Source organism: Streptomyces sp. NPDC086989 (genome assembly GCF_044745505.1).
In the GTDB taxonomy this organism is placed as follows: domain Bacteria; phylum Actinomycetota; class Actinomycetes; order Streptomycetales; family Streptomycetaceae; genus Streptomyces.
The window spans coordinates 493227-505220 of sequence record NZ_JBIVAL010000002.1 but is presented as its reverse complement, the minus strand read 5'-3'; the positions used below and the strand labels follow the sequence as shown (position 1 = coordinate 505220).

Annotated in this window: 8 protein-coding genes; 5 read left to right on the top strand and 3 right to left on the bottom strand. The window is 70.1% G+C overall.

Going from position 1 to position 11994, the window contains the following annotated elements:
• Positions 1-111: 111 nt before the first annotated feature.
• The 3 genes from gltX to ACIPK4_RS05975 all read right to left on the bottom strand — a co-directional run bounded on the left by gltX (position 112) and on the right by ACIPK4_RS05975 (position 2681).
• Positions 112-1587, bottom strand: a complete 1476-nt coding sequence (gltX, locus tag ACIPK4_RS05985; protein ID WP_402309560.1) for a glutamate--tRNA ligase — start codon at positions 1585-1587, stop codon at positions 112-114.
• Entirely contained in the window at positions 1580-2386 is an 807-nt protein-coding gene (locus ACIPK4_RS05980; RefSeq protein WP_376204632.1) for a fumarylacetoacetate hydrolase family protein, read from the bottom strand. Before ACIPK4_RS05980 ends, gltX begins: the two co-directional genes overlap by 8 nt.
• Before the next feature lie 112 nt (positions 2387-2498).
• Positions 2499-2681, bottom strand: a complete 183-nt coding sequence (locus tag ACIPK4_RS05975; protein WP_402309559.1) for a hypothetical protein — start codon at positions 2679-2681, stop codon at positions 2499-2501.
• Positions 2682-3245: 564 nt separating this feature from the next.
• Here ACIPK4_RS05975 and ACIPK4_RS05970 point away from each other — a divergent pair.
• From ACIPK4_RS05970 to ACIPK4_RS05950, 5 genes are all read left to right on the top strand, one after another.
• Positions 3246-6914, top strand: coding sequence for a nitrate- and nitrite sensing domain-containing protein (locus ACIPK4_RS05970; protein WP_402309558.1), 3669 nt, complete (start codon positions 3246-3248; stop codon positions 6912-6914).
• 9 nt (positions 6915-6923) lie between these two features.
• Positions 6924-7337, top strand: a complete 414-nt coding sequence (locus tag ACIPK4_RS05965) for a roadblock/LC7 domain-containing protein (RefSeq protein WP_008739864.1) — start codon at positions 6924-6926, stop codon at positions 7335-7337.
• Between the two features lie 152 nt (positions 7338-7489).
• On the top strand, positions 7490-7885 hold the full coding sequence (locus ACIPK4_RS05960) for a DUF742 domain-containing protein (protein WP_054223559.1): 396 nt from the start codon (positions 7490-7492) through the stop codon (positions 7883-7885).
• Positions 7866-8447 carry an ATP/GTP-binding protein gene (locus ACIPK4_RS05955; RefSeq protein ID WP_048475966.1) on the top strand — a complete coding sequence of 194 codons (582 nt, stop codon included), beginning with the start codon at positions 7866-7868 and terminating at the stop codon, positions 8445-8447. Before ACIPK4_RS05960 ends, ACIPK4_RS05955 begins: the two co-directional genes overlap by 20 nt.
• Positions 8448-8780: 333 nt before the next feature.
• Positions 8781-11984 (top strand): nitrate- and nitrite sensing domain-containing protein, encoded by a 3204-nt coding sequence (locus ACIPK4_RS05950; protein WP_402309557.1) that lies wholly within the window; start codon positions 8781-8783, stop codon positions 11982-11984.
• The last annotated feature ends 10 nt before the right edge of the window (positions 11985-11994 follow it).

The window sequence follows — 11994 nt, the reverse complement described above, 5'->3', positions numbered from 1 at the left end:
CTGTGTGTGGTCGCGTACGGGTGGACCCTAGCGACCGGCGCTGACAACGCGTCAGGGGGCGGCCGCCGGAGGATTCCGGCGGCCGCCCCCTGACGGGAGTGCGGGAAGCGGCTACGCGGCGAGCTTGGCCAGGGCCGCGTCGATGCGGGACAGCGAGCGCTCCTTGCCCAGGATCTGGAGGGACTCGAAGAGCGGCAGGCCGACCGTGCGGCCGGTGACGGCCACGCGGACCGGGGCCTGGGCCTTGCCCAGCTTGAGGCCGTGGGCCTCGCCGGCGGTCAGGACGGCCTGCTTGAGCGACTCGGGGTCGCTCCAGTCGGCCGTTTCCAGGTTCGCGCGGGCGGTGGTCAGCAGGGCCGCGGGCTCGCCCTTCATCGCCTTGTCCCAGGACGCCTGGTCCTCGACCGGCTCCTTGCGGAACAGGAAGTCGACGTTGGCGGTGATGTCCGACAGGACGGTGACCCGGGTCTGGGCGTACGGCGCGATGGCCGCCCAGGCCTCGGGGTCGAAGTCCGCCGGCTCCCAGTTGGCGTGCGGGGCCTGCAGCCAGGGGGTGCAGGCGTCCGCGAAGGCCTTCGGGTCCAGGAGGCGGATGTGGTCGGCGTTGATCGACTCGGCCTTCTTGAGGTCGAAGCGCGCCGGGTTCGCGTTCACGTCCGGGATGTCGAACTTCGCGACCATCTCCTCGATCGAGAAGATGTCCTGGTCCTTGGAGAAGGACCAGCCGAGGAGCGAGAGGTAGTTGAGCAGGCCCTCGGGGAGGAAGCCGCGCTCGCGGTACAGGTTGAGCGAGCTCTCCGGGTCGCGCTTGGAGAGCTTCTTGTTGCCCTCGCCCATGACGTACGGCAGGTGCCCGAACTCCGGGACGCCCGTGGCGATGCCGAGCTCCATCAGCGCCTTGTAGAGCGCGATCTGCCGCGGGGTGGAGGACAGCAGGTCCTCGCCGCGCAGCACGTGGGTGATCTGCATCAGCGCGTCGTCGACCGGGTTGACGAGCGTGTACAGCGGAGCGCCGTTGGCCCGCAGGATGCCGAAGTCCGGCACGTTCTCCGGGGTGAAGGTCAGCTCGCCGCGGACCAGGTCGGTGAAGGTGATCGGCTCGTCGGGCATCCGGAAGCGGACGATCGCGGGGCGGTGCTCACCCTGGTACGCCTCCAGCTGCACGGCGGTCAGGTTGCGGCAGTGGCCGTCGTAACCGGAGGGCTTGCCGGCCGCGCGGGCGGCGGCGCGGCGGGCGTCCAGCTCCTCGGTGGTGCAGTAGCAGTCGTACGCGTAGCCGCCGTCACGCAGGCGCTGTGCCACGTCCGCGTAGATGTCCATGCGCTGCGACTGGCGGTACGGGGCGTGCGGGCCGCCGACCTCGGGGCCCTCGTCCCAGGTGAAGCCGAGCCAGCGCAGCGAGTCGAGCAGCTGCTCGTACGACTCCTCGGAGTCGCGCGCCGCGTCGGTGTCCTCGATGCGGAAGACGAACGTACCGCCGTGGTGGCGGGCGAACGCCCAGTTGAAGAGGGCGGTCCGGACCAGACCCACGTGGGGGTTGCCGGTCGGGGAGGGACAGAAACGTACGCGGACGTTCGCGTTAGCCACGCTTGATCACCTTGTTGGTGAGAGTGCCGATGCCTTCGATGGTGACGGCGACCTCGTCGCCGACGTTGAGGGGGCCGACTCCGGCCGGGGTCCCCGTGAGGATGACGTCGCCGGGCAGCAGCGTCATGGCCTCGGTGATGTGGACGATCAGGTCCTCGATGGAGCGGACCATGTCGCTGGTGCGGCCGAGCTGGCGCTGTTCGCCGTTGACGGTGCACTGGATGGTCAGGTCGCCCGGGTCGAGGTCGGTCTCGATCCAGGGGCCGAGGGGGCAGGAGCTGTCGAAGCCCTTGGCCCGGGCCCACTGCTTCTCGCGCTGCTGGACGTCGCGCGCGGTGACGTCGTTGGCGCAGGTGTAGCCGAGGATCACGTCCTTGACGCGTTCCCTCGGGACCTCGCGGCACATGCGGCCGATGACCACGGCGAGCTCCGCCTCGTGGTGGAGGTCCTGGGAGAAGGAGGGGTACGTGATCGGGTCACCCGGGCCGACCACGGAGGTGGAGGGCTTGAAGAAGGTGATCGGCGCGTCCGGACGGCCTTGGTCGTCGAAGATGGCGTTGCCGAGCTCCGCCGCGTGCTCCGCGTAGTTGCGGCCGATGGCCACGACCTTGTTCGGGAGCACGGGCGGCAGGAGCCGGACCTTGCTCAGCGGCACCTTCGTGCCGGACAGCTCGAAGTCCGCGAACGGGATGCCCTTGATGATGTCGAGGACGAGCTCACCCTCGGCGCCGGGGGCAGTGCTGCCCTCGACCGCGCCGAACGCGACATTGCCGTCAATCGAGAACCTGGCGATGCGCACGTGTTGCGTCTGCCCCTCTGTATTTCCGCCGGCTGGAGTCTGCGTCCCCAGGCTAACGCGGCGGGCAGCGGCGCTTCGCGCTCCTTTTCCCGAGTGGCTTACTGCGCCGCGGCTACTGCGCCGCGGTGACCGGCGCGTCCATCAGGATCGTGCGGCGCGGGTTCGCGGTCTGGGTGGGCAGCTCGACGGCGTGCTCCGGAGCCTCGATCGCCTGCAGCTCCTCGGCGTCCTTGAGGTGCGCGAGGGTGGTGCGGCGCGGGTTGGCTATGTTGCGGAACATCATCGTCGTCTTCACGGTGTCTCGGGCCCTCGGCTCGGTCGTAAGTGGGGGGTTGTCGGATCCGTCAACCCTGTAAAGGGCAAGGCTAAACATCCGATTCCCCGGCTCAACCGGGAAGTAATGGCCACGGCCATGTGAGTTTGCTCACCCGTGACCCGGCAATACGGGCATAACGGGCGGTCGATTTTAGGCGGCAAACCGGACATGTCGCCACTGAATCTGCCATTCCGCTGCTGATCATCTCGACTGGGACACCTTGCCAGCCGCCGCGTTTGGATGGCGTAAGTCCGATTCACCCCGAAAGATCTCCCACATCGCGTGACATCCCCATTACGCGAAGTCACCTGCGCTGCGGCCCGACACGCGCACCTTGTTGGAGATCCGCCACTGTGCTGGAATTCGCGGGACCGCCGCGGGAACAGCCGGCGCGCAGGTGGCGCGAGACAGCGCCGCGCGCGGCGGCAAGGAGAGGGAGACGCGCCGGTCACCGACGACCACCATGGGGCCGGAACGCCCCACGACTCGACACCGTCCCACCGGTCGCCCGGCGGGACGCCTGGTCCAGAGGTTGCGACGCTAGTGCAGGGACGATTCAAGAGGGATGGCAGCGCTGCGGCGGAGCAGGAGCCGCGCGGCGGGACCGACCGTGGCTCCTCGCCCCAGCACGCCCAGAACCGCGGGCCGGCTGCCGAAGGCGCAGGCTCCGACTCCTCCACCACGGTGAAGGCGAAGGCACGTCTGAAGCCCCGGGGCAAGGCGAAGAGCGAAGAGCCGGCCGACGGCACGGAAACGGCGATACCGAAGGCCCCCAGCGGGCCCGGTTCACGTCTCGCCATGCAGAACTGGCGCATCAGCACGCGACTCGTGTCGCTGCTGACCCTGCCGGTCGTCGCCGCCACCACGCTCGGTGGCTTCCGCATCAACGACTCGATGAACGACATCGCGCAGCTGGAGCACATGCAGCTGCTGACGACGATGACCCGGCAGGCCACCAACCTGGCCGCCATGCTCCAGGAGGAGCGGGACAAGTCGGCGGGTCCGCTCTCGGTCACCAAGGACGGCAAGGCCAACAGCCTCGTCCAGGGCGTGCGCGACCAGACCGACGCCGCCGCCAAGGCCTTCGAAGCCGCGACCGACAAGGTCGACAGCACGGAGGACAAGGACGACACCCTCAAGTCGATCCGCAACAACATCCTGCAGATCGGCCGCCAGCTCACCGGCATCGAGGAAATCCGCAAGAAGGCGTACGTCAACGGCGCCCAGCAGACCGTCACCGAGTACAACGCGCTGATCGTCTCGCTGCTCTCGCTCTCCCAGGACATGGCGCAGGCCACCTCCAGCCCGGAGATGATCAAGCGTACGCGCGCCCTGGCGGCCTTCTCCTCCGCCAAGGAATACGCCTCGATCCAGCGCGCCGTCATCGCCGCCTCGCTCCCCGAGAGCAACGAGAAGCCGGGCAACCTCTCCGAGAACGACCGCCTGTACGCCCTCTCCGCGCTCCGCGGCGAGAGCCAGGCGAAGAAGACCTTCGAACTCGTCTACCAGGGCAAGCCCGAGGAACTCCTCGCGGCGCTCGGCGACGGCAACACGGAGATCGGCACCGCCGACCACTACGCCCGCCGCGTCCTGAGCACCCAGGGGCAGTTCGGCAAGGAGAAGAACCGGTCCTGGATGGACTGGTACGACGCCGACGACACCAAGCTCCAGGCCATGAAGGTCATCGAGCTCACCCTGCTCGAGGACATGGAGCAGAAGGCCCGCGAACTCAAGAACAGCTCGCAGCAGGACGCCATCATCAACGGTGCCCTGATCCTGCTCGTCCTCGGCGTCTCCCTCGTCGGTGCCTTCGTCATGGCGCGGTCCATGATCCGCTCGCTGCGCCGCCTGCAGGACACCGCGACCCGGGTCGCCCAGGACCGACTGCCCGAGATCGTCAAGCAGCTGTCCGAGTCCGACCCGCAGGACGTGGACACGTCCGTGGAGTCGGTCGGCCTGCACACCCGCGACGAGATCGGCCAGGTGGCCGCGGCCTTCGACGACGTGCACCGCGAGGCCGTCCGCCTCGCCGCCGAGCAGGCCCTCCTCCGGGGCAACGTCAACGCGATGTTCACCAACCTCTCGCGCCGTTCGCAGGGCCTCATCCAGCGCCAGCTCTCGCTCATCTCCGAGCTGGAGTCGCGCGAGGCCGACCCGGACCAGCTGTCCTCCCTCTTCAAGCTCGACCACCTCGCGACCCGCATGCGCCGTAACGGCGAAAACCTCCTCGTCCTCGCGGGCGAGGAGCCGGGCCGCCGGTGGACCCGCCCCGTCCCGCTCGTCGACGTGCTCCGTGCCGCCGCGTCCGAGGTGGAGCAGTACGAGCGCATCGAACTCGCGTCGGTGCCCGGCACCGACGTCGCCGGCCGCGTCGTCAACGACCTCGTGCACCTGCTCGCCGAGCTGCTGGAGAACGCCACCTCGTTCTCCTCCCCGCAGACCAAGGTCAAGGTCACCGGTCACGCGCTGCCCGACGGCCGCGTGCTCGTCGAGATCCACGACACCGGTATCGGCCTCTCCCCCGAGGACCTCGCCGCGATCAACGAGCGGCTCGCGTCGCCGCCGACCGTGGACGTCTCCGTCTCCCGCCGCATGGGTCTGTTCGTGGTCGGCCGCCTGTCCCTGCGACACGGCATCCGCATCCAGCTGCGCCCGTCCGACTCGGGCGGCACGACGGCCCTCGTCATGCTCCCGGTGGACGTCGCCCAGGGCGGCAAGAAGCCGGGTCCGATGCCGGGCCAGGGCGGTCCGGGCTCCGGCGCTCCGCAGGGCATGCCGGGTGCTTCGGCACAGGGTTCGGCGCCGGGCGGCGGCGCACGCCAGCCCGTCGGCGCCGGCCCGCAGCGCGGCCAGGTCTCCGGCGGCGGCAAGCGTGCCGCACTGCCGGGACGCGACGGCGGCCCCGGTCTGCAGGGCGGTCCCAGTGCCCGTCAGCAGGGCGGTCCCGGCGGGCGTCCGCAGGGCGGTCCGGGCACGGCCGGCATGCCGGGTGCCCCGACCGGCCTGGGCCAGGGCGGGTTCGGCGGCGGTTCCCCGCTGCCGGGCCGCGGCCCGGCCGGCGGTCCCCCGTCGCGCCCGATGCCCACGGCCACCGGCCAGGGCGGGTTCCCGCAGGGCAACGGCTTCGAGCGGCCGCAGCAGCCCGCCGCGCCCACGGGCCCGGTCCCCTCGGCCCAGGCTCCCGCCGCTCCGGCTCCGCGCGGCAACCGGCCGCAGCTGCCGCCGCGCGGTGGCCCCTCCTCCCGTCCGGAGCTTCCGGGTGCGGGCGGCGGTCCCGCCGGGATCCCGCAGACCACCAGCTGGGGCGCCGACCCGTCGCGCCACGGCGGCCAGGAGGTCCCGCGCGGCCACGACGAGCTCTCGGGCCCCGGTTCGACGTCCGAGTTCCCCCGTCCGGACTTCAACGCCCCGCGCCCGCCGGCCGGCAACAGCACCACCGGTCAGTTCGAGCGTCCCGACCTGCGGGCCCCGATGCCCCCGGCCGGCCAGAACATGTCCACCACCGGGCAGTTCGAGCGCCCGGAGCCGGGCGGTGCGGCGGACCCGTCCGCCACGGGCCAGTTCGCCCGCCCGGACTTCCAGGCCCCGCGGCCCGGCGGTCCCGGCGTCGGCAGCTTCCCCCAGCAGCAGCCGCAGGCTCCGCAGCTGCCGCAGGCCCACCAGCCGGAGGCGCTGCCGCCGGCCCCGAGCCTCGGCAACGAGCGCAGCCCGATCTTCGACACGCTGGAGTCGAACTGGTTCCACCAGGAGGAGCAGCAGACCTCCGGTCAGGCCCCGGTTCCCCAGCAGCCGCAGCAGTCCGCACACGCTCCGGCTTCCCAGCAGCGCCCGCAGCAGCCGCTGCCGCAGCGCGGCCAGGAGCCCGCGGCCGAGCCCGCCCAGGCGACGACCGGCAGTTCGCCGACCGTCAGCTGGCGGTCCTCGCCGAACGACGAGCTGATGCGGCAGGCGGAGCGCGTGCGCCAGCCCGCCGCAGGCGGCATCACCACCTCGGGGCTGCCCCGCCGGGTACCGCGGGCGAACCTCGTGGCCGGCACGGCGCAGCAGCAGGCCGACGCACAGTCGGGCCCGCAGGTCTCGCGAGCGCCGGACGACGTCCGCGGCCGTCTGACCAACCTCCGACGGGGTATCCAGCAGGGCCGTCAGGCCGGCAACAACGGTCCGGCGACCGGCAGTTACCACATCGACCCCACTTACCAGCAGGAGCGTTAGTTGAGTTCGATGAGCCAGGCGGCACAGAACCTGAACTGGTTGATCACCAACTTCGTGGACAACACCCCCGGGGTGTCCCACACGGTGGTGGTCTCCGCCGACGGCCTCCTTCTGGCGATGTCCGAAGGCTTCCCCCGTGACCGCGCCGATCAGCTGGCGGCCGTGGCCTCCGGTCTGACGTCGCTGACCGCCGGAGCCTCCCGCATCTTCGAGGGTGGCGCCGTCAACCAGACCGTGGTCGAGATGGACCGGGGATTCCTCTTCCTCATGTCCGTCTCGGACGGATCCTCACTGGCCGTGCTCGCGCACCCCGAGTGCGACATCGGCCTCGTCGGCTACGAGATGGCCCTCCTCGTGGACCGCGCCGGCAGCGTCCTCACCCCGGACCTGCGCGCGGAGCTGCAGGGAAGCCTGCTCATCTGACGCCACATCTCCCGGCCGGACGGTACTTCCGGCCGGGGGAACCGGGGCTCCGGCCCCGGGACCCAGTACCACCGCCAGGCCGTCATACCGTCCCCCCACCGGCCGCCCCGTCAGACGGCACGCTGACCACTGCTGTCCAGCCCGGAGGATCAATGACCCCGCCCCCCGCCTACTCCGATGGTTACGGCGACTCGTCGTACTCGGAAGGCGATCAGCCGCTCGTTCGTCCGTACGCGATGACCGGCGGCCGGACCCGGCCCCGCTACCAGCTCGCCATAGAGGCGCTGGTGAGCACCACGGCCGATCCGATGCACCTGTCCGGCCTGCTTCCCGAGCACCAGCGCATCTGCACGCTGTGCCGCGAGGTCAAGTCGGTCGCGGAGGTCTCCGCACTGCTGTCGATGCCGCTCGGTGTCGCCCGGATCCTCGTCGCCGACCTGGCGGAGGCCGGAATGGTGGCCATCCACCAGCCGGGCAATGGAGAGGCCGGCGGCACGCCGGATGTAACGCTGCTCGAAAGGGTGCTCAGTGGACTTCGCAAGCTCTAACGGCGGAACCGCCCGCTCCACCACCTCCGCGAAGATCGTGGTGGCGGGCGGGTTCGGCGTGGGCAAGACCACGTTCGTCGGGGCCGTCTCGGAGATCAATCCGCTGCGCACCGAAGCCGTCATGACGTCCGCGTCCGCCGGCATCGACGATCTGACCCACACCGGGGACAAGACGACCACGACGGTCGCCATGGACTTCGGCCGCATCACCCTGGACCAGGACCTGATCCTGTACCTCTTCGGTACCCCCGGTCAGGACCGGTTCTGGTTCATGTGGGACGACCTCGTCCGCGGTGCCATCGGTGCGATCGTGCTCGTCGACACCCGCAGGCTCGCCGACTGCTTCCCCGCGGTCGACTACTTCGAGAACAGCGGGCTGCCGTTCGTCGTGGCCCTCAATGGCTTCGAGGGACACCAGCCGTACACCCCGGAGGAAGTCCGCGAGGCGCTGCAGATCGGCCCGGACGCCCCGATCATCACCACCGACGCCCGCCACCGCGCGGACGCCAAGAGCGCGCTCATCACACTCGTCGAGCACGCCCTCATGGCCCGACTCAAGTAACACGACCGGGGCGACGCGGCTCAAGGGCCACCACTCAAGTACCACCGGTTCTTCACAACATGGGAGGGCGGGCTGTGTCATAGGACACGGCCCGCCTTCTCGGTTCATAACGTTTCGACAGAGAATTGCAGCCAGTCGGACACACGGCGCGGTCGGGCGGTGCCGCTGCGCTCACAACCAGCTCCTTTTTTGCCGCAGCTCGCTCTTTATGTCCGATTTATGTGGCACATAAGGTTCTGGGAATGGCTGGTTCCAGGTGTTTGGAACACGGCCGTTGACCGTGCTGCAATTCAACTAACTAGCTAGTAGTACCGCCGAGAGGTTGTTGGTCGAGTGAGGCGAAGCAACGCGAGCCCCGCGGATGAACCCGCGCGTGGCAACTTCACCCCGCCGCAGCGCGCGGGCACGTCGTCCGTCGACGTACCCGTGGACCCGCCGGCGAAGAGCGGCAGCACCAGCAAGTTCGCACCGCGCAACTGGCGCGTGCCGACCAAGCTGAACGCCATCCTGCTCGTACCCGTCCTCGTCGGACTGGTCATGGGCGGTTTCCAGGTGAAGGGCTCCGTCGACAGCTGGAACGAAGCCAAGGACGCCGAGAAGACCGCGCGTATCGTCCAGGCGGCGGCCGAATACGGCCAGGCCCTCCTCAACGAGCGCGACCTCACGGCCGAACCGCTCCTGCGGGGCGACAAGAACAACGAGTCCGTCGCGAAGGCCTACGCGGCCACCGACACGGCCAAGGCCAAGTTCGCCCAGGCGTCCAAGGACCTCCCCTCGAACGCGAACCAGGGGCTGGCGCGCCGCATCGAGCTCTTCCATCAGGAGGAGCCCAAGCTCGCGGCCGTCCGCGCCTCGGCCTACGTCGCGCAGGAGACGGAGAAGAAGAACCCGCCCAGCGCGAACGGTCCGATCCCGACCGAAGAGGGGTACGTGCTGGTCCAGCACTACCTCATGACGTTCTCCAACGAACTCGGCCTGGGCACCGGCAACGTCACCAGCTACGGCCGCATGGTCTACGCGGTCGAACTGGCCAAGGCCGCAAACTCGCTCCAGCGCTCCGTCGGCACCCACCTCCTCGTGCGCCCCAACGAGAACGAGCAGGTCCGCAAGGCCCAGCTCGTGGCCTTCTCCTCGTACGCCTACCTCGAGGACATCGCCATCGGCGAGTACGTCGCGGCGGGTACCGAGGGCGACGTGAACCGCCTCAAGGAGGTCATGGGCAAGAAGTCGGACGAGGGCGCCGCCAAGCTCGCCGCCGCCAAGCAGCAGGCCGAGCAGGCCGGCACCGTTTTCAAGGCTCCGCCCATGGTGAACGGCTCCGCCCTCACCGGCATGACCGACGCGATCGCGAGCGGCGACAGCAAGGCGAAGATCATCGCCGGCGGCACCACGCCGCAGGCATGGCAGGCAGCGGCCACCGCCAAGTTCGAGGGCTACGCCGAGATCGAGAAGGAACTCCTCGCGAAGGCGGTCACCGACTCCGTCGCGCTGTCCGACTCGGCCCGCAACGACGCCATCTGGACCGGCGCCATCGTGGTCGTGGCCCTGCTCGCCGCCTTCATCCTGGCCGGCATGATGGCCCGTTCCATGAGCCGCTCGATGCGCCGCCTGCGCACCGCCGCCTTCGACGTCGCCGAGCAGCGCCTGCCGATGCTCGTCGACCAGCTCTCGCGCACCGACCCGGGCAAGGTCGACACCCGTGTCGCACCGATCCCGATCAACTCCCAGGACGAGATCGGCGAGGTCGCCCGCGCCTTCGACCAGGTCCACCGGGAAGCGGTCCGGCTCGCCGCCGAGCAGGCGCTCCTGCGAGGGAACGTCAACGCGATCTTCACCAACCTCTCCATACGCAACCAGTCGCTGATCGAGGGCCAGCTGACCCTCATCACCGACCTGGAGAACAACGAGGCCGACCCGGACCAGCTGGAGAACCTCTTCCGCCTGGACCACCTGGCCACCCGCATGCGCCGCAACGGCGAGAACCTCCTCATCCTCGCGGGTGAGGAACCGGGCCGCCGCTGGGACCAGCCGGTCCCCCTCGTCGACGTCCTGCGCGCCGCCTCCTCCGAGGTGGAGCAGTACGAGCGCATCGAGCTCTCGGGCGTCTCCGAGGCCGAGATCCACGGCCAGGCCGTGACCGACCTCGTGCACCTGCTCGCCGAGCTCCTGGAGAACGCCACCACGTTCTCCTCCCCGCAGACCAAGGTGCGGGTCAACGCGACCCGTCTGCCCGACGGCCGCGTCATGGTCGAGATCCACGACAAGGGCATCGGCCTCACCGCCGAGGACTTCGCGGACATCAACCACAAGCTGGCCAACCCGCCGACCGTGGACGCCGCGATCTCCCAGCGCATGGGTCTCTTCGTGGTCGGCCGGCTGGCGGACCGCCACAACATCCGCGTCCAGCTGCGCCCGTCGGGCGAGGCCGCCGGCACCACGTCGCTGGTCATGCTCCCCGACGCGATCACCCATGGTGGTGGTGGCGAGGGGATCCCGGACGACGACTTCACCGTGTCGTCGATGATCCCCCAGCAGCAGGCCCAGCAGGCCGTACCGCTGCGTACGGCCGCCGAGCTCGGCTTCGACGACTCCCGGTACGAGGGCCGCGGCGCCGACCAGCAGGGCGGCGAGGGCCCAGGCCTGGACCCGGTCGGCCGCTCCCTGGCCCAGCAGGACCGCCGGGCCGCCCTCGAAGCCCAGGTGGGCTACGGGCAGGAGCAGCAGGGCGAGTACGCCGAGCAGGAGTATGCGGAACCCCAGCCTGAGCACGGCTACCAGCAGTACCAGGAGTTCGAGCAGCAGCCCGAGCCCGGTTACGACACCTCGTACGACTCCCGGCAGGCCCACGGGGCCCAGCAGGGGTACGAGGGGTACCCGCAGCAGGACTACGGCTATCCGGAAGCCGGCTACCAGGATCGCTCGCAGGACGCCCCCGCGTACGACGATGGCTACGCATCCCAGTCGCAGCAGGCCGAGTGGCCCGAGCAGAACACCTATTCGGGTGGCTACCAGCAGGGATACGGGACCGAATCGGAACCCCAGTCCGGTCCCGAACCCGCCGCGGACCGCGTAGGCTTCGACCGTCCGGGCGCCGCTGCCGACACCGGCCACGAAGTGACCGGAGCGGGCCTGCCGCGACGCGGCAGCCAGCAGCAGTGGCAGCCGGCGCAGAAGGAAGCGGAGTCCACCGGATCCCTCTTCGAGCAGCGGCCGCAGCGACAGCAGCAGCCCGCCGCCCCGGAGCGGGACGAGGAAGGCAGCAACGCCTGGCGCTCGAACAACGACGAGCGCTGGCAGCAGGCCGCCAAACTCCGTGAGCCGAAGGCGGGCGGGGTCACCCCGTCCGGTCTCCCTCGGCGCGTGCCCAAGGCCAACCTGGTCGAGGGCGCAGCGGAGACGACCCCGCAGGGCGGCCCCCAGGTCTCCCGCGCACCGGAGGACGTCCGCGGCAGGTTGAGCAACCTGCGGCGCGGTGTCCAGCAGGGACGCAGCGCGGGTTCTGAGCAGTCAAGTAACAGCTATGACCAGGAGCGTTAGTGTGAGCCCG

Excerpts from the sequence above, each read along its gene's own strand:
- ACIPK4_RS05960 (WP_054223559.1), top strand. The coding sequence starts at position 7,490 with ATGACCCCGCCCCCCGCCTACTCCGATGGTTACGGCGACTCGTCGTAC.
- ACIPK4_RS05965 (WP_008739864.1), top strand. The coding sequence starts at position 6,924 with ATGAGCCAGGCGGCACAGAACCTGAACTGGTTGATCACCAACTTCGTG.